This window comes from Posidoniimonas polymericola (genome assembly GCF_007859935.1).
GTDB lineage: Bacteria > Planctomycetota > Planctomycetia > Pirellulales > Lacipirellulaceae > Posidoniimonas > Posidoniimonas polymericola.
The window spans coordinates 202,398-219,877 of the sequence record NZ_SJPO01000009.1 but is presented as its reverse complement, the minus strand read 5'-3'; the positions used below and the strand labels follow the sequence as shown (position 1 = coordinate 219,877).

Here is a 17,480-nt window from a genome sequence, read left to right as displayed (position 1 = left end):
GCAATGAGCGTAGCGGCCGCCCCAGGAACACCTTGCCCCCCGCAGCCGGCGTCGCCGGACGCGCGGACGGCTTCCCTACTCAGTCCACTACTGGGTCAACCTACTGGGTCAACTACTGGCCTGCCTGGAGTCTCGAGGCATGAAGAACCCGAACCGTCACGCCTTTACCCTGGTCGAGCTGCTGGTCGTGATCACGATCATCGGCATGCTGGTGGCCCTGCTGCTGCCTGCCGTGCAGATGGCCCGCGCTTCGGCCCGCACTTCCCAGTGCTTGAACAACATCCGCCAGTTGGGCACGGCTGTCGCGGGTTACGAGACCGACAAACAGAAGTATCCCGGCTACCTGCAGCCTGTGCAGCGAACCGCCAAGCAGTACGCATGGATTAACTCCGGTCAACTATCCAACTCCTCGCTAAAGGATGGCCTGCCTGCGGGCAACACCCCGTCACCAGATGATGTCAGAGACCGCAAATTGGGGTCTCGGTTTAGCTGGGCGGCAGTGATTACTCCGCGAATCGAGCGACAGGACTTGTGGGACGCCATGACCGAAATTAACAACCCGTTCCCAATCCCTAGGGTAGATGTGTATATGTGTCCTGCCGATGCGGAACTGATTTCCATTCAACAGAACGCCGGGCTGAGTTATGCGGTCAACACTGGGGCGTGGGATTTTGACAACTCGGGCAACTTCCAAGCCGGAACTGGAAGGGGCGACACGAAAGCCAACGGTTTGTTCCATAACCTCGTGCTTGGAAGCGAAAAGACACGACTCACGGACATCGTTGACGGAGCTTCAACCACGATCATGATCTCGGAGAACGTCCAGAAGAACCCGACCTACTGTTGGGCGGGAGTTGCACAGGGCGCGACCGATAGCGATGGGCGCGTCGCCGATATGGGTGAAGCAGTATTCGGCATCGTCTGGATAACGGCGGCCGACGGGAATTTACCGCTGAGCGATTTGATATCCCGCTCCACGGGTGACCTAAATGGTTCGAATATTAACCGGCAAGCTCCGATAGGCGAAGAAGTCGACATCGACTTTCCGCCCAATTCTCCGGCCTATGCGCGGCCTTCCAGTGGCCACCCGAGTGGTACCTTCAACGTTATATTCGCAGATGGTCACGGGCAAGGAATCGACCCGTCTGTGGACCCCATTGTTTACCAGCAACTGATGGCTCCAAACAACCGAAAGGTTGTCGACCCGATCAACCACAATAACTCCAACCAGCCAATCAGCGATTACCGGAGCGCGCCGCCTCTGGCAAATGGCACCTACTAGAGCTGCTAGTGTTGGAAAAAGCACCCCCCGGGCCGTGGGACCTCCCCACGGCCCGCTTTAATTAGGGAGGGCCCCAGCCACGGCCGGGAAGAACAAAAACACGAAGTCCAAGACGGACGACCCCAACGAGAAGCTGATCGCCAACAACCGCAAGGCGCGGCACGAGTACGAGGTGCTCGACCACCTGGAGTGCGGCATCGTGCTGACCGGCTGCGAGGTGAAGAGCCTCCGCGAGGGGCGCATGTCGCTCGACGAGGCCTACGGCCGCGTCGACCGTGGCGAGGTGTGGCTCATGCAGTGCGACATCCAGGAGTACACCTTCGACTCCCAGCAGACCCACGACCCGCGCCGCCGCCGCAAGCTGCTGATGCACCGCCGCGAGATCGACAAGTTCGCCAACCGCGCGTACGAGAAGAACCTCACCCTCGTGCCGCTGAAGATGTACTTCAAATCGGGCAAAGCGAAGGTGCTGATGGGCATCTGCCGCGGCAAGAAGACCTTCGACAAGCGCGAGTCGCTCAAGAAACACGACGCCCAGCGCGACATCGACCGCGCCATGCGCCGCGACCGCTAGGCCAGGTAGTTCCCTCCCCCCTTGGGGGAGGGGGAGGGTTAGGGTGGGGGTGCCCTGCGGATTCGGCTTGCCTTGGGCGCCCCGGGCACCCGCTTCACCCCCACCCCGGCCCTCCCCCAGAAGGGGAGGGAGGTTTTATTGCTACCGCCGCCGCAACGCCACCGCGGCGTCAAGCGGACCGCCGGCGGAGTCGGCTCGCCGGGCGGCGAGCTCGAGCGCCCGCCAGGCGTCCATCTGCCGGTGCTCGTCGGCCGTGACGCGGGCGAACGCCTTGAGCACCCGCTTAGCGCGCCGCTCGTCCAGGCTCCGCGGGTCGCCCACCGCCAGCACCAGCCGCTCGCGGATCTCCAGCTCGAACGGGACGTTGGTGTGGCGTTGATCGGCGTCCCAGCCAACAGGCGGGTCGTCGGTTGCCTCGGCGTGCTGCTGGCTCGCCCGGATCCGCAGCGCGATGGCCGCGCCCGCCAACGCGTACGATCCCTCGCCCGACCCCGGGTCGACCAGCGACGCCGCGATCGAGACGCCCGACCCGCCGGGGCACGCCTCGGAGAGGGTGTCCGCCACGCGGTTGAGCAGCCGGCCGGCGTTGGCGGCGTGTTCGGCGTGCGAGCGCAACGCGATGCGCGCCGCCTGCAGCGCGAGCTGCGACTCGTCGTCGCGGGTTCCGGGGGCCCCCACAAACGCCGCGGCGTAGGTCAGCACCCGGCCGTCGCTCAGGGTATGCCAGTCGTGCAGGGCGAGGGTCGCTTCGGTCAGGCCGGCGACCTCGAGCTCGTCGAGCTGCAGCGCGTCGGTGGGAAGCAGCAGCGCGGAGGGCTCGGTCGGCGCCTCGCTCTGCACGACGGCATTGGTTGAGTTGGGGGCTGGTTTGAGCAGCTCGCGGCGCTCGAGCTCGACCGCCAGGCGGCCCGCCACGATCTCGATCAGCTGCAGCTCGGGGTCCGAGACCGGCCGCGCGACGCGGCTGTACAGCCACAGCGTGCCGTGGATGGTCGAGTCGCTCGAGACCGGCACGCAGACCGCCGCGCCGCACCGCCGCGGCACACCGAACTGCCGCATCAGCTCGCCGTCTTCTAGCACTACGGCCTCGCCCGCCAGCGCGGTGAGGTCGCCGGGGGCGTCCTCAATCGGCCTTGAGCTCGACTGCTGCTTGCCGGTCGACGCGACGGTCCGCAGCTCGGCGGTGCGGTCGTCCAGCACAAAAAAGTCGGCCAGGTCGAACCGCAGCCCCTGGGTCGTGCCCGACAGGATGGCGGTGATCCGCTGCTCAAACAACGCCTCCTCGCCCGCAAACGAGACCGTGGCGGGCATCCCTTCGGGCAGCCCGGGTCCTGGTGCGTACGGCGAGGGGCCTAAGCCCGGGGCGGGCATCAGGATCGTCGGCGGCTCGAAGGGTTGGTCGTCGGTCGGCATAGTGACGGTCGGGCGGCGTTGGCAAGGTGGGTAGGCGGAGTTGGTTGTGTAGTTGGTGCTATCGGCGTGGTTGAGTGGGAAACTTGGGTGGAATGGGAAAATAGCGAAGCTTCGTCGGGCGACTGGGATCCGCGGCTGTAAATCGCGGGCGGCGACAGGTTATGCTGGCGCCACCGGGTCTCCGAAGGGTCTCTGAAACGGAGCCTCCCCGCCCCCTCCCGGACACCGAGTTCCGGGGCCTCCGCAACTGGAGAGTACGAGCGCATGAAGAACGTCCCCCTGCACTGGCGGATCTTGTTGGGCATGCTGATCGGCGTGGCGATGGGGGTCGTGGCCGTGCTGCTCGACGCCAACGGCCTCAATGGCCAGGAGCTTAACGACGACGGGCAGCTCGAGGGCTGGACCTGGGCCCTGGCGATCGTTAACTGGATCAAGCCGTTCGGCACGATCTTCATCAACGGCCTCAAGCTCGTGGCGGTGCCGCTGATCGTGGCGTCGCTGATCAAGGGCGTCACGGACCTGCAGGACCTGTCGAAGCTCTCCTCGATGGGGGGCCGCACGATCGTGCTGTACCTGATCACTACCGCCGTAGCGGTGGTGCTCGGCCTCACGCTGGCGACCCTCGTCGGCCCGGCGCGGGGTCTCGACGCCGACACCCGCGAGGCGCTGGCCGCTTCGACGCAGGCGGACGTCGAGGGCAAGCTCAAGCTGGCCGCCGAGCAGAGCGGCATGGGTCCGCTGCAGCCGCTGGTCGACCTGGTGCCGCAGAACCTGATGGCCGCCGCCGCCGACAACGGCAGCATGCTGCAGGTGATTGTGTTCGTGCTGTTCTTCTCGGTCGGCCTGCTGCTCTCGCCGCCCGACAAGGCCAAGCCGGTGAAGGACTTCTTCGACGGCGTCAACGAGGTGGTCCTCAAGCTGATCGACCTGATCATGCTGTACGCGCCGATCGGCGTGCTGGCGCTGATGGCCGCCATGGTCGCCGAGACCCAGAGCTGGTCGATCTTCCTGGCGCTGATGAGCTACTGCCTGTGCGTGCTGTTCGGGCTGGCGGCGATGGTCACGCTGTTCTACCCGCTGCTGGTGCGGGCGTTCACGGGCGTTGGGTACGGGGCGTTCTTCAAGGGGATTTCGCCGGCGCAGCTGCTGGCGTTCTCGACCAGCTCCAGCGCCGCGACCCTGCCGGTCACAATGGAGCGCGTGGAGGAGCACCTGGGCGTCGACGAGGAGGTCGCCAGCTTCGTGCTGCCGATCGGGGCCACCATCAACATGGACGGCACCAGCCTGTACCAGGCGGTCGCGGCGGTGTTCATCGCCCAGGCGTACGGCGTCGACCTCAGCTTCGGCGACCTGGTCACGGTCGCCCTGACCGCCATCCTGGCGTCGGTCGGCACGGCGGCGGTGCCGAGCGCCGGCATCGTCATGCTGGTGGCGGTGCTGCGGGCGGTCCACGTGCCGGTGGAGGGGATCGCCCTGATCCTGCCGGTCGACCGCGTGCTGGACATGTGCCGCACAATCGTCAACGTCACGAGCGACGCCACGGTCGCGATGCTGGTCGCCAAGAGCGCCGGCAAGCTGACCGCCCCGCATGAGAAGCACTGGGACGACTACTACCCGCCGCGGGACGAGGGCGAAGAGACGCCCGAATCAACCGATGGCTGACCCCACCGCCGAGCCTGCCAAGAGCCCGCGGCTCGGATCGATCGACGCGTTCCGCGGCCTGGCCATGCTGCTGATGGTCGCCGAGGTGCTGCACCTGTGCGGCGTCGCGGAGCACTTCCCGGAGAGCCGCCTGTGGGCCTGGCTGTGCCACCACCAGAGCCACGTGCCGTGGGTCGGGCTCAGCGTGCACGACATGATCCAGCCGGCGTTCACATTCCTGGTCGGGGTCTCGCTGCCGTTCTCGATCGCCAGCCGCCGCCGGCGGGGGCAGTCGATGGCGGTGCTCGCCGTGCACGCGTTCTACCGCGCGGCGGTGCTGGTGCTGCTCGGCATCTGGCTCCGCTCGATCGGCCGCGGGCAGACCTACTTCACGTTCGAGGACACGCTCACGCAGATCGGCCTCGGCTACGGGTTCTTGTTCCTGATCGCTCTTAGGCCGCGCCGCCAGCAGTGGGCCGCGGTGGTGGTGATCCTGCTCGTCAGCTGGGCCGCGTTTGCCCTGTACCCTGCCCCGCCGGCCGATTTCGACTACGCGTCGGTCGGCGTCCCCACCGACTGGCCCCACCTGCTGAGTGGCTTCGAGTCGCACTGGAACAAGAACACCAACCTGTCCGCCGCGTTCGACCGCTGGTTCCTGAACCTGTTACCGCGAGAAGAGCCGTTTGTCGACAACGAGGGGGGCTACCAGACGCTGTCGTTCGTGCCGACGCTTACGACGATGGTGCTAGGATTGCTTGCCGGTGGTCTGCTGGCCGAACGCACCGCGGCCAAGGAGAACAGCACCGGCGCCCTGCTCGGCCGGCTGGCCGTGCTCGGCGCCGTTTGCCTGGCGGTCGGGTACGCGACGCACTACGCCGGCGTCTGCCCGCTGGTCAAGCGGATCTGGACCCCCAGCTTCGTGCTGGTGAGCGGCGGTTGGTGCTTCCTGCTGCTCGCCGCCCTGTACTGGCTGATCGACATCCGCGGCTGGCGTGGCTGGGCGTGGCCGCTGACGGTGATCGGGATGAACTCGATCGCGATCTACGTCATCGCCAACACGATGCACGGCTTAGTCGACGACATGCTCCGCACGCACCTCGGCCGGGATTACGACGCCCTGTTTGGCGAGCCGTACCGCACGCTGGTGTCGGGCGGGCTGGTGATGCTGGCCTACTGGCTGGTGCTGCTGTGGATGCACCGCCGCAGGCTCTACCTGAAGGTCTGAGTTCTAGCGGCCCAGCCGGAGCGGCTCGCCCTCGACAAAAAAAGGCGTTCCCCACCCGAAGATGGGGAACGCCTCGACAACTCTCACTCTCGTGAATTCTTAAATCAGAGCCGGTACTGCTTGATCACCCGGAGATCCGCACCAGCGTCTCGGCGGTCTTGCTAAGCTCGGCCATGGTGATGGACTGCTCCTCGATGGCCGCGGCGACCGTGTTGGTGTTGCTGCTGACCTCGGCGATGCTCTCGGTGATCTGCTGGGTAGCGCCGGTCACCTGATCGATCCGCTGCCGCATCTCCTCGACGCTCTTCTCGATGCTCTGGGTGGCGTTGCCGGTCTCCTGAGCGAGCTCCTTGACCTCGTTGGCGACCACCGCGAAGCTGCGGCCGGACTCCCCTGCGCGGGCGGCCTCGATCGTGGCGTTGAGGGCCAGCAGGTTGGTCTGGTCGGCCAGCTCCTGGATCACGCCGACGACCTTGCCGATCGCCTTGCTGCTCTCCTGCAGAAGTTCGGCAGCCGACGACGAGTCGCGGACGTGGCTCTCGGTCTGGGTCGCGAGCGAGGCGGTGCGACCGACGCTCTTGCTGATCTCCTCGATCGTCGCCGCCATCTCCGTGGCGCTCGACGCCACCGAGCGGCCGACGTCGGCCGCGTCGGACCTGGTCTGCATCTCGGACTCGACCTCGGCGGTGATGTCGGTGGCGTACTTCACTACCTTCACCACCTGACCGGCAGAATTCAGCACCGGGTTGTACGACGCCTGAATCCAGATCTGACGCCCGTCGCGGGTGACCCGCATGTAGCGTCCGGCAGAGAACTTGCCCGACCGGAGGTCGTTCCAGAACTGGACGTACTCCTGGCTGCTGGTGTACTCGCCGTCGCAGAAGATGCGGTGGTGGTTGCCCTGGATCTCGCTCAGCTTGTAGCCGAGGGCGCTGAGGAAGTTGTCGTTGGCCGTGACGATCGTGCCGTCCGGATGGAACTCGATGGCGGCCTGCGAGCGGCCGAGGGCGTCGAGCACGGCGAGCTGGTCGAGCGCCGCCTGCTTGGTGTCGGTGATGTCGCTGGCGATCTTGACCACCTTGGTCACGACTCCCTCGTCGTCGAGGACCGGGTTGTAGGAGGCCGAGATCCAGATCTCGCTGCCGTCCTTGGCGACCCGCTTGAACTCGCCCGCAGCCGGCCGGCCCGTGGCGAGCGAGGCCCAGAACTGGCGGTACTCAGACGAGGCGGCCTCGCCCTGCTCGACGAACATGCGGTGGTGGCGGCCGGTAATCTCGCCGAGGGTGTAGCCCAGCACTGCCAGGAAGTTATCGTTGGCGGTGATGATCGTGCCGTCCGGCTCGAACTCGATGACCGCCTGCGAGCGGCTGAACGCGTCGAGTGTCGCCTGAGCCTTGCTGGTGGTTGCTGCGGGCTCGGTGGGGGCGGGGGTCTGGCGATTCTTGAACAAAGTAGCGGGCATAGACGGCTTCCTACATTACTGTGGCGCTGTTTAGCGTGGGATGTTGCCTCGTCTGCGAGACGGCTAGACCAAGTCAGTGCGCTCAACAGATCGCGAAAACATTGGTCACGCTCGACCAGTGGGTGTGGATTTTTGCACGACGGGGGCCTCAATTCGGCAGATTGCCACACGCTTGCACGTTGCAGGCGGCGCATCCGCTGCAGGCCGCCCAACCCGTTGCCCGATGCGTCGCGCAAAAAAAGCCCCCCCGGCCAGTTGGCCGGGGGGGCTTGGTAGACGCCATTATTGTCCGCCGCTGGGAGCAGGCCTAGGTCTTGTTGGCCAGCTTGACCAGGCCTTCGGCGGTCTTGCTGAGCTCGGCCATGGTGATGGACTGCTCCTCGATGGCCGCGGCGACCGTGTTGGTGTTGCTGCTGACCTCGGCGATGCTCTCGGTGATCTGCTGGGTAGCGCCGGTCACCTGATCGATCCGCTGCCGCATCTCCTCGACGCTCTTCTCGATGCTCTGGGTGGCGTTGCCGGTCTCCTGAGCGAGCTCCTTGACCTCGTTGGCGACCACCGCGAAGCTGCGGCCGGACTCCCCTGCGCGGGCGGCCTCGATCGTGGCGTTGAGGGCCAGCAGGTTGGTCTGGTCGGCCAGCTCCTGGATCACGCCGACGACCTTGCCGATCGCCTTGCTGCTCTCCTGGAGCATCTCGGCGGCCGACGACGAGTCGCGGACGTGGTTCTCGGTCTGGGTCGCCAGCGAGGCGGTCCGGCCGACGCTCTTGCTGATCTCCTCGATCGTCGCCGCCATCTCCGTGGTGCTGGCGGCGACCGTCTGGCCGACGCTGGCCGCTTCTTCGCGGGTGCGGACCTGCTCGGTGACGATGCTCCAGGTGGCCATGGCGCCGATGTAGTTGCCGGCCTTGTCGGTGATCGCGCTCACCAGCAGGTCGAGGATCTCCTCGCCCAGCGTAATTTGCGTGTGGACCGGCAGGTTCGACTCTTTGGCAAGCACGCCGCGCTGGTAGGAGGGGTCCTTGTGGAAGATGTCGATGTTTGAGCCGAGGATCTTGTCGGCCGGGATCGGCAGCAGGTGCTCAACCTGCTTGAGGGTCTTGAGCGAGGCCGGGTTCATGTACCGCACGTTCAGGTCGCGGTCGGCGAACATCACGTTGATCGGCATGTTGGCGACCATGTTGGCCAGCCGGGCCGAGTCGGCGCTCTCCCGCTTGGTGGCGGTAATGTCGCTGGCGATCTTCACGACCTTGTAGCATTGGCCGTTGGCGTCGAGCACCGGGTTGTAGGAGGCCGAGATCCAGACGCTCTCACCGGACTTGGTGAACCGCTCGTACTCGCCCACCGCCGGCCGGCCGGCGGCCAGGTCGCGCCAGAACTGGCTGTACTCGGGGCTGCTGGTGTACTGGCCGTCGCAGAACATGCGGTGGTGGCTACCCTCGACCTCGCGGAGGTTGTAGCCCAGCACGGCCAGGAAGTTGTCGTTGGCGGTGATGATCGTGCCGTCCGGCTTGAACTCGATAACCGCCTGCGAGCGGCTAAGGGCGTCGAGGACAGCCTGGGCGTCGTTGTGCGGGGCCTCGGCAACCGCCGCCGGGGCCTGGGATTCGTTGCGACTCTTGAACAGCGTAGACGACATTGCATCGACTCCTATTAAACGGGTGAGTTGTCGGGCTCGGTCAGCTTCAAAACGGTGCGGCGAGCGCCGTGGGGCGGTTTGCCCCGCAGGTCGCCCCACGGGAAGTTTCCTGAGGCGTGCAAAATCGGCTGCCGGCATCACGGAAACATGGGCTGCGATCTACCGGACACGGCTGAGGGGTTGCCGCGACGGTGGTTTGCCGTCCCCAGGTTCTGCCGGCAGGACCGTCGAAACCGTGCCATCCCGCGTCCAGCGGCGGCTCCTGGGCCTGGGGAAGGGGTATCCGTGCCGCGCTTCTCGACGGATCTCGCCCGGCTAGCAATACTGGAGGCTTTCCCGCTCCCTCCCCGCTCCCTTGCCTTTCGAGTCTCGTTATGAAAATCGCGGTTATTGGCACTGGTTACGTTGGCCTGGTTACCGGCACCTGCTTCGCCGATAGCGGCAACGACGTCACCTGCATCGATATCAACGAGGCCAAGATCGAGGGCCTCAAGCGGGGCGAGATCCCGATTTACGAGCCGGGCCTTTCGGAGCTAGTGATCCACAATTCCGAGGCCGGGCGGTTGCACTTCACGACCGAAACCGCCTCGGCGGTCGCGCCAGCCGAGGTGGTCTACCTGGCGGTCGGCACCCCGCAGGGCGACGACGGCTCGGCCGACCTGTCGGCCATGTGGAGCGTCGTCAAGGCGATTGCGCCGCACCTGCGCGAGGACGCCGTGGTGGTGACCAAGAGCACCGTGCCGGTCGGCACCAACGCCAAGATCTTCGGCATGCTCAAGGAGTTCACCGGTCGCGAGTGCGACGTCGCGAGCAACCCGGAGTTCCTCAAGGAGGGCGCCGCGATCGACGACTTCATGAAGCCCGACCGAGTGGTAGTGGGCGTCCGGCGGTCCGAGGTCGGCGACACCCTGCACCAGCTCTACAAGCCGTTCCTGCGGACCGAGAAGCCGTTCCTGGTGATGTCGCCCGAGAGCGCCGAGATGACCAAGTACGTCGCCAACGCGCTGCTCGCAACCAAGATCAGCTTCATCAACGAGATGGCCAACCTGTGCGAGAAGATGGGCGGCGACATCAACGACGTCCGCCGCGGCATCGGCCACGACAGCCGCATCGGCTTCGCCTTCCTGTTCCCCGGCGTCGGCTACGGCGGCAGCTGCTTCCCGAAGGACGTCCGGGCGCTGGAGTCGATGACCGTCGACAAGGAACTCACCCCGTCGATGCTCCGCGCGGTGGACGAGGTCAACGAGCGTCAGAAGCACGTCATCTCGGGCAAGCTCGACGCGCACTTCGGCGGCGACCTGTCCGGCAAGACCATCGCCGTCTGGGGCCTGGCCTTCAAGCCCCGCACCGACGACATCCGCGAGGCCCCGGCGCTGGTGCTGATCGACTGGCTGCTCTCCAAGGGCGCCAAGGTCGTGGCCCACGACCCCGAGGCGCTCGAGAACGTGCGGGCCGAGCTCGGCGACAAGATCACCTACAGCGAGCGCCGCATGAGCTGCCTGGAGGGCGCCGACGCCCTCTGCATCATGACCGAGTGGAAGGACTACCACTCGCCCGACTTCGCCGAGATGTACCAGCTGATGGCCGACCCGTCGGTCTTCGACGGCCGCAACCTGTTTGAGCCCGAGCGGATGGCCCGCCGCGGCTACTGCTACCACAGCATCGGCCGCCCGATGGTGGACGGCCGCAAGAAGTAGCCGCGCTGCACAAGGCCGTGAAACCAAGCTGGTGCGGGAATCGACATGTAGGCTACAATCAGGGCTGTGCGTTTCTTTCTGCAGGAAGCGGGGGGAGAGTACGCGCCGTTTGATCGCCTAAGAGGAGATGTCGTATGTTTGGCTGCTGGTGGACGGCCCGTCTGGGGCTGGTGGTGTTGGCTTTCGCGTTGGCCGCCGGCCCGCGCACCGCTCTGGCGGCGATCTCGTCTACCGGCGAGGTGACGCCCGAGCCCTCGGTCGGCGACCACTTCTCGGTCGACCTCAAGATCGGCGACGGCAGCTTCCCCGACGACGTTAGCCCGTTCGCCACGGTCACGGTCGACGGCGGCAGCACGCTGCAGTACGACCAGGGCTATGTCGGGGACGACGACGGCTACTTTGGCTACCTGACGGTCACCGGGCCCGGCGCCTCGGCCGAGTTTGACAGCAGCGGCGACGCGCTGATCGTCGGCCGGGCGGGCGTCGGCTACGTCAACCTGACCGGGGGCGCCTCGCTCAACCTGCTCAACTCCACCGGCGACATGGTGATTGGCGAACTGGCCGGAGCCAAGGGCACGGTGCTGGTCGACGGAGCCGGAACCTACGCCGCGCTGTACGACGACCTTGTCGTCGGCGACGCGGGCGTCGGCAAGCTGACGGTCTCTGGCGGCGCGATGATGCGCACCACCACCACCGGCAGCGATATTACGATCGGCGCCGCCGCGGGCGGATCGGGCCTGATGATCGTCGACGGCGCGGCGACCATCTTCTACGCCCGGGGCAGCCTGAACGTCGGGGCGACCGGCATCGGCGAGCTCCACATCACCAACGGCGCCTACTTCGACGCCGACAACAACAGCCTGGCCCAGGCGACCGTCGGCACGCTCGGCCGCCTGTACCTGTCCGAGGGCGAGCTGGTCGTCCGCGACATCAACGTCGCCGGCTACCTGGGCGGCGACGGCGTCGTCCGCGGCCAGGTCGACGTGCTCGCCACGGGCGACGTCGAGGTGAACGCCGGCCAGCGGCTCGACTTCGAGGGCGCCTTCAACAACGCCGGCGCGGTCACCGTGACCGGCGGCGAGCTCCGGCTGCTGTCGACCAACACCAACGCGGCTGCCGGCCGCTACACGCTCGAGGACGGCACGGTACGCTTCCTCAACGACGTCACCAACGCCGGCGTGATCGCCTCGGCCGACGGGGTCAACAACATCCACGGCGAGGTCACCAACGACGGCACGGTCGTCGTCGCCAGCGAGTCGGTGGCCGTCTTCAACGACGCCTACACCGACAACGGCGCCACCACCGTGCTCGCCCGCGGCAACGCCCTGTTCCTCTCCGACCTGACCTTCACCTCCAACAGCCTGCTGTCGCTCGGCCTGACCTCGGACGGCGCGGCCCAGATCGAGGTCGCCGGCGCGGCCACGCTGGGGGGCGAGCTGGCGTTCAGCTTCGACCCCGAGTTCGACCTCAGCGTCAGCCAGTCGATCCCCCTGATCACGGCCGACGGCGGCATCAGCGGCGAGTTCGTCCCGCCGCTGTTCCCCAACGTGCAGGGGGTCGAGTTTGGCCTGAGCTACGGCGCGACCACGCTGTCGCTCAGCGTGACGGTCGACCAGAACACGCTGCTCGACGGCGACTTCAACTTCGACGGCGTCGTCGACGCGGCCGACTACACCGTGTGGCGTGACACGCTCGGCGACCCCCAGAACCTGACGATCTGGAAGGCCAACTACGGCGCGGTCGCTCAGGCGCCGGTGGCCCAGGGATCGGTAGCGGCCCCGAGCCCCTCGGCCGCGGCTTGCCTGCTGGCGGCGGTGGTTGCTGGTCTGGCAGCGCGGCGGAGCCGCGACGCTTCGTAGCAGCACGGCTCTGCTCGAAAGCTATTCTGGGGCTGTGTTCTTGTTGCGCGTGTAGACCCACACCGCATATTTGCCGCCAACGTAGCCCAGCAGCAGTGTCCACAGGCAGTGGGCGACCGTCATGAACGACTCGGCTTCCGGCAGGACGTGGTAGGCCACCAGCTTCTGGCCCGTCGAGTTGTTGTAGATATCCCCAATTGTGTGCCCCGGCGGAACCTGCGGGTAGCGTTTGCCGTCGATGTCCACAAAGTACGAGCGGCTCGCGGCGACCCAGGTGTGCGGCTGCTGCATCAGCTTGTTCGTCGGCATCTTGCCGCCGCCCGGGTTGTACTCGTAGTTGGAGCGGTAGCCGTTGCTGACCTCGTTGCCGTAGGAGTAGAGCACCGCGGTGTAGGCGACCGCGACCGCCAGGAAGCCGACCGCGTAGACGCGGCGTGGCCCCGGCAGCAGCCAGGCGCGGGCGGCGGCGGCGAACACCAGCGCCGCCACCAGCAGCTGCCACACCGCGCCAACCGCGGGCGATGCGTACAGCAGCGACGCCATACCGGCCGATGCGAAGCCGACCAGCAGCAAGAACTCTTTGAGCGAGAACTGCATCAGATTCCCTGGTTCAGGTCAGCGGGGTCGGGCGTCGGGCGACTGCGTGGCGGCGTCGCGGCAGTGTAAAGCCACACGGCGTACTTGCCGCCGACGTAGCCGAACAGCAGCGTCCACAGGCAGTGGGCGACCTCCATGAATTGCTGCATGGGTGGGGCGCTCACCTGCTTTACCTTCAGCGCGCCCGGCGCGGGCGGTGCGGCGCCGAACGCGAATCCGCCTCCGCCGAAGCCGTCGTCGACGGTGGCGCCGGCCGGGACTTGCGAGTAGCGGTTGCCGTTCTCGTCGGTGTAGTAGGACCGGGAAAAAGTCGCTCCCTGGTAAGGCCGCTGCATCGCGATGGTGGTAGGGAATCGGCCAGCCCACGGTTCGAACTCGCGGTTGACCGGATAGCCGTTCCGATCGTAGCTCTGAGTGAGCAGGGCAGACGTGTAAACGAGAGCGGCGACGAGGAACCCAACCGCAGAAGCACGCCGGGCGCCTGCGAGCAACGCCGAGTGGATCGCGGCGCCCATCAACAGAGCCCCGACCACCGCTAGCCAGAGCCCGCTGACCAGGCTGCTGGCGTACAGTAGCGAAGCCGTGCCGACCGACACCACGCCGGCGATCGCCAGGAACTCTTTCAGCGAGAACTGCATATCAGCTTCCAAGGTGGGCCGGAACAAGCGTCATCGCGATTCCGGCGCTTGCGGGTTGGTTCTTCCGGAACAGCGCCGGGTGCCGGGGGCGCTCCGCGATAGCGGAAGCCCCCGACCGCCAGCGGGCGCCGGTTGGTACATCGTCGGGGGCTTCCCTGCGGTAGCGCCCCCGGCACCCTCACGCCGACTGGCTGCGTGACGAACAGGGCGCCCCAGGTATACCACACCGGCCGTGCTCATTCGCTGCCGACCGGCAGGACTATTTCGCCCCAGCCACTGCGTGACGGTTGCTCGGCGGTCTGGTATCCTGCAGGCGCAGCAGGCCCCGCCATCCTACCCAGGGGCCCTCCCCAAGCGCCCCGCCCGCCCCGAAGCCGCCCTGCCCGGGCCACCCCGATGCTGACGCAAGAAGACCTCCGGATCACGTCCCTCGGCCCCCGCAAGCTGCTCTCACCGCTGCGTCACCTGCGGGAGGGTCCCCGCTCGTTCGTTCCCGACGACCGCCGCGTGATGTACCACATCGAGTACTGCGGCGACGAGATCGTCAACCCGCTGGGGTTCGAGAAGGCCGGCCCCCGCGAGCAGCTGTACTTCGACCCGGCCGAGTGCCGCGCGGCGATCGTCACCTGCGGCGGGCTGTGCCCCGGCCTGAACAACATCATCCGCAACCTGTACTACAAGCTGCACGGCGACTACGGCGTGCCGACCATCCTCGGCATCCGCAACGGCTACCTCGGGCTGAACCCAGAGCTCGGCCGCGAGCCGTTCCCGCTGACCGACTCGGTGGTCGAGCAGATCCACCACCAGGGCGGCACGATCCTTGGCACGTCGCGCGGGCCGCAGGACGCGAGGGTGATGGTCGACTACCTCGAGTCGCTCGGTGTGAACCTGTTCTTCCCGATCGGCGGCGACGGCACGCAGAAGGGCGCCCACCTGATCGCCCAGGAAATCGAGCGCCGCGGGTTGAAGATCGCCGTGGTGGGCGTCCCCAAGACGATCGACAACGACATCAAGTTCTGCTACCGCTCGTTCGGCTACCTGTCGGCCGTGTCCGAGGCCGAAACGGTCATCGACCGCGCCCACGTCGAGGCCAAGAGCACGCCCCGCGGCGTCGGCCTGGTGAAGCTGATGGGCCGCGAGGCGGGCTTCATCGCGGCCGCGGCCACGATCGCCAGCGGCGAGGTCAACTTCACACTGATCCCGGAGGCGCCGTTCTCGCTGGACGAGCTGCTGCCGGCAATTGGGCGGCGGCTCGACAAGCGCGACCACGCGGTGATTGTCGTCGCCGAGGGCGCCGGGCAGGACCTGATCGACCACGAACAAGGCCGCGACAAGTCGGGCAATCGCAAGCTGGGCGACATCGGCCCGTTCCTCAAGCAGGCGATCACCGACCACTTCAACGAGGTCGGCAAGCCGGCCGCGGTCAAGTACTTCGACCCCAGCTACTACATCCGCAGCGTCCAGGCGAACGCCGCCGACAGCCTGCTGTGCGAGATGTTCGCCCGCTGCGCCGCCCACGCCGCGCTGGCCGGCAAGACCGACCTGTTCATCGGCCTCTGGAACAACCGCCCGGTGCACGTGCCGCTGCGGGTGTCGGTCGGCCAGGTGAAGCGGATGGAACCCGCCCGCGATTTGTGGTCCGCCGTGCTGGCGACCACCGGCCAGGAGAAGTGGTAACGCGGGCGCAAGGTCCTTTGGGGCGCCGGGGGCGCTCGGCGATAGCGGAAGCCCCCGATGATTGGCAACCCGCGGCCGGTTAAACCGTTGGCGGTTGCATCCGGCTTTCTACTCAGCCGCTCCCTTTTCAGCGGCACTGACGACCGAAGCAGGTTAAGCCCATCGCGAGACCACACCGGGCGATGCCACCGGACTCGCTTCGAATTCCACAAGGCTGCACCAGCGAGGCCAAGGTCTTCAGGCGTTGTCATGTCCGGGAAGCCTGCCGCGGCTACTGAGCGCGATCGCGGGCTCATCCGATACTTGGCGATCCTCGACAGACTGTCCCAGAATCCGCGACCAACGCGTGCTCTAAAGGCCAACCGGATCTCTGCGCGTGTCCTTGACGGATTGGCTTGGCGTTCGCAGCAGCACTCCGTCGGTGGACTCCCAAGTTGATCCGTCGCAAGATACCTTTGAGCCTTTGTTCCCGCCTCGCCCCCCGTGGAGCTACACATGCCGCGTGGTCTTGATATGGCATTCGTCCGCCAGCAGTTTCCAGCGTTTGCTGAACCCGAACTTCAGGGTTGGGCATTCTTCGAGAACGCCGGCGGCTCGTACGCTTGCCAGCCTGTCATCGACCGTCTGCTCCGGCTTTACACTGAGGCCCGGGTGCAGCCCCATGGCTGGCATCCCGCGTCACGCGTCGCCGGCGACTTAATGGACGAGTCGACCCGGCAATTCGCCGAGCTGCTGAACGTTGACGGGCAAGAGTTGCACTTTGGCCCTTCCACCTCGCAGAACACCTACGTGCTAGCAAAAGCGTTCGGTGAAATGCTTCAGCCCGGCGACGAAGTAGTCGTCACCAACCAAGATCACGAGGCGAACACGGGAGTGTGGCGCCGCTTGGCGGACAAAGGGTGCGTGGTGAAGGAGTGGCGGATTGATCGGGAGACGGGGCATCTAGACGTGGCTCAACTGGACGAGCTGTTGAGTGATCGCACGAAGCTCGTAATTTTTCCGCACTGTTCAAATGTGGTCGCGGAGATCAACCCTGTCGCCGAGATCTCTGCGATGTGTCACGCAGCCGGCGCTCTAGTCGTGGCCGACGGCGTGGCTTACGCCCCACACGGACTTCCAGACATCCGCTCGCTTGGCGTGGATATCTACCTATTCTCGTTGTACAAGACCTACGGTCCCCACCAGGGACTCATGTACATCCAGCAAGATCTGCTAAGTCGGTTGCCGCCGCAGTGCCATCATTTCAACACGGAGGTCCCAAGTAAACGGATGGTCCCGGCCGGGCACGATCATGCTCAGCAAGCCGCGGCGGGCGGCATCGCAGAATACTACCACCGGCTCTTCCAGCACCACTTCGAACAATCGGCAGAAGGCCCGTCGGCAGAAGGCCCGTCGGCTGGACAGTCGGCTGGACAGGCGGTGAATGAACTGTTCCGCGAGCACGAAAGGCGATTACTTGCGCCGCTGTTAGATTGGCTCACTGACCGCGACGACCTGCGAATCCTGGGACCGACCAGCGTCGACGACCGGGCGCCTACCGTCGCGATTGTGCCTCTCAAGAAGGACGCTCGGGAGGTGATCGCCGTTTTGGAACGGGAGAAGATCATGGCGGGGCTAGGCAGCTTCTACGCCCGTCGAGTTCTGGAAGCAATGGGCGTCGACCTCAGCCCGGGCGTCCTGCGGCTCTCATTCTTGCACTACACAACGCAGGACGAAATCGAGCAGTTGATCGCCGCTCTCGACCAAGCTTTGTAGCGACGCCTCTATTTCGGAAGC

Annotated in this window: 12 protein-coding genes and 1 pseudogene; 8 read left to right on the top strand and 5 right to left on the bottom strand. The window is 66.2% G+C overall.

The genetic code is table 11. From position 1 onward, the window contains the following. Positions 1-139 precede the first annotated feature (139 nt). Together Pla123a_RS18330 and smpB are read left to right on the top strand one after the other, a co-directional pair. Entirely contained in the window at positions 140-1,282 is a 1,143-nt protein-coding gene (locus Pla123a_RS18330) for a DUF1559 family PulG-like putative transporter (protein WP_146589650.1), read from the top strand. A gap of 118 nt (positions 1,283-1,400) precedes the next feature. Beyond that, positions 1,401-1,856: pseudogene (gene smpB, locus Pla123a_RS18325) on the top strand (SsrA-binding protein SmpB); the annotation flags it as partial. 141 nt (positions 1,857-1,997) lie between these two features. Here the strand turns inward: smpB and Pla123a_RS18320 are convergent. Then, positions 1,998-3,269 (bottom strand): SpoIIE family protein phosphatase, encoded by a 1,272-nt coding sequence (locus Pla123a_RS18320; protein WP_146589646.1) that lies wholly within the window; start codon positions 3,267-3,269, stop codon positions 1,998-2,000. 264 nt (positions 3,270-3,533) lie between these two features. On the opposite strand from Pla123a_RS18320, the gene Pla123a_RS18315 reads away from it, so the two are divergent. Both Pla123a_RS18315 and Pla123a_RS18310 read left to right on the top strand, forming a co-directional pair. After that, positions 3,534-4,931: a dicarboxylate/amino acid:cation symporter gene (locus Pla123a_RS18315; protein WP_146589644.1), complete on the top strand. Its 1,398-nt coding sequence runs from the start codon at positions 3,534-3,536 to the stop codon at positions 4,929-4,931. Continuing rightward, on the top strand, positions 4,924-6,135 hold the full coding sequence (locus tag Pla123a_RS18310) for an acyltransferase family protein (RefSeq protein WP_197528096.1): 1,212 nt from the start codon (positions 4,924-4,926) through the stop codon (positions 6,133-6,135). Before Pla123a_RS18315 ends, Pla123a_RS18310 begins: the two co-directional genes overlap by 8 nt. A 124-nt stretch (positions 6,136-6,259) precedes the next feature. Here the strand turns inward: Pla123a_RS18310 and Pla123a_RS18305 are convergent, their stop codons facing one another. Next, positions 6,260-7,597 (bottom strand): methyl-accepting chemotaxis protein, encoded by a 1,338-nt coding sequence (locus tag Pla123a_RS18305; protein WP_146589642.1) that lies wholly within the window; start codon positions 7,595-7,597, stop codon positions 6,260-6,262. 307 nt (positions 7,598-7,904) lie between these two features. Continuing rightward, on the bottom strand, positions 7,905-9,236 hold the full coding sequence (locus Pla123a_RS25235) for a methyl-accepting chemotaxis protein (RefSeq protein WP_197528095.1): 1,332 nt from the start codon (positions 9,234-9,236) through the stop codon (positions 7,905-7,907). A 374-nt stretch (positions 9,237-9,610) separates the two neighbouring features. On the opposite strand from Pla123a_RS25235, the gene Pla123a_RS18295 reads away from it, so the two are divergent. Then, positions 9,611-10,933 carry a UDP-glucose dehydrogenase family protein gene (locus tag Pla123a_RS18295; protein WP_146589638.1) on the top strand — a complete coding sequence of 441 codons (1,323 nt, stop codon included), beginning with the start codon at positions 9,611-9,613 and terminating at the stop codon, positions 10,931-10,933. Positions 10,934-11,067: 134 nt separating this feature from the next. Next, positions 11,068-12,792 (top strand): hypothetical protein, encoded by a 1,725-nt coding sequence (locus tag Pla123a_RS18290; RefSeq protein WP_146589636.1) that lies wholly within the window; start codon positions 11,068-11,070, stop codon positions 12,790-12,792. A 21-nt stretch (positions 12,793-12,813) separates the two neighbouring features. On the opposite strand, the gene Pla123a_RS18285 is transcribed toward Pla123a_RS18290, so the two are convergent. Both Pla123a_RS18285 and Pla123a_RS18280 read right to left on the bottom strand, forming a co-directional pair. After that, the gene (locus Pla123a_RS18285; RefSeq protein ID WP_146589634.1) at positions 12,814-13,389 is read right to left on the bottom strand and encodes a hypothetical protein; all 576 of its coding nucleotides are present in this window, start codon (positions 13,387-13,389) and stop codon (positions 12,814-12,816) included. After that, positions 13,389-14,027 (bottom strand): hypothetical protein, encoded by a 639-nt coding sequence (locus tag Pla123a_RS18280; RefSeq protein WP_146589632.1) that lies wholly within the window; start codon positions 14,025-14,027, stop codon positions 13,389-13,391. The genes Pla123a_RS18285 and Pla123a_RS18280 overlap by 1 nt, the downstream gene beginning before the upstream one ends. 396 nt (positions 14,028-14,423) lie before the next feature. Here Pla123a_RS18280 and Pla123a_RS18275 point away from each other — a divergent pair, with 396 nt between their 5' ends. Together Pla123a_RS18275 and Pla123a_RS18270 are read left to right on the top strand one after the other, a co-directional pair. Beyond that, a complete protein-coding gene (locus tag Pla123a_RS18275; protein WP_146589630.1) occupies positions 14,424-15,704 on the top strand; it encodes an ATP-dependent 6-phosphofructokinase in 1,281 nt (426 codons plus the stop codon). A 495-nt stretch (positions 15,705-16,199) separates the two neighbouring features. After that, positions 16,200-17,459 carry an aminotransferase class V-fold PLP-dependent enzyme gene (locus tag Pla123a_RS18270; protein WP_146589628.1) on the top strand — a complete coding sequence of 420 codons (1,260 nt, stop codon included), beginning with the start codon at positions 16,200-16,202 and terminating at the stop codon, positions 17,457-17,459. The last annotated feature ends 21 nt before the right edge of the window (positions 17,460-17,480 follow it).

Bases quoted from the DNA above. Each gene is read 5' to 3' on its own strand.
- Pla123a_RS18275 (WP_146589630.1), top strand. From the start codon at position 14,424: ATGCTGACGCAAGAAGACCTCCGGATCACGTCCCTCGGCCCCCGCAAG.
- Pla123a_RS18285 (WP_146589634.1), bottom strand. From the start codon at position 13,389: ATGCAGTTCTCGCTCAAAGAGTTCTTGCTGCTGGTCGGCTTCGCATCG.
- Pla123a_RS25235 (WP_197528095.1), bottom strand. From the start codon at position 9,236: ATGTCGTCTACGCTGTTCAAGAGTCGCAACGAATCCCAGGCCCCGGCG.
- Pla123a_RS18305 (WP_146589642.1), bottom strand. From the start codon at position 7,597: ATGCCCGCTACTTTGTTCAAGAATCGCCAGACCCCCGCCCCCACCGAG.
- Pla123a_RS18320 (WP_146589646.1), bottom strand. From the start codon at position 3,269: ATGCCGACCGACGACCAACCCTTCGAGCCGCCGACGATCCTGATGCCC.
- Pla123a_RS18295 (WP_146589638.1), top strand. From the start codon at position 9,611: ATGAAAATCGCGGTTATTGGCACTGGTTACGTTGGCCTGGTTACCGGC.
- Pla123a_RS18290 (WP_146589636.1), top strand. From the start codon at position 11,068: ATGTTTGGCTGCTGGTGGACGGCCCGTCTGGGGCTGGTGGTGTTGGCT.
- Pla123a_RS18270 (WP_146589628.1), top strand. From the start codon at position 16,200: ATGCCGCGTGGTCTTGATATGGCATTCGTCCGCCAGCAGTTTCCAGCG.
- Pla123a_RS18310 (WP_197528096.1), top strand. From the start codon at position 4,924: ATGGCTGACCCCACCGCCGAGCCTGCCAAGAGCCCGCGGCTCGGATCG.
- Pla123a_RS18280 (WP_146589632.1), bottom strand. From the start codon at position 14,027: ATGCAGTTCTCGCTGAAAGAGTTCCTGGCGATCGCCGGCGTGGTGTCG.
- Pla123a_RS18330 (WP_146589650.1), top strand. From the start codon at position 140: ATGAAGAACCCGAACCGTCACGCCTTTACCCTGGTCGAGCTGCTGGTC.
- Pla123a_RS18315 (WP_146589644.1), top strand. From the start codon at position 3,534: ATGAAGAACGTCCCCCTGCACTGGCGGATCTTGTTGGGCATGCTGATC.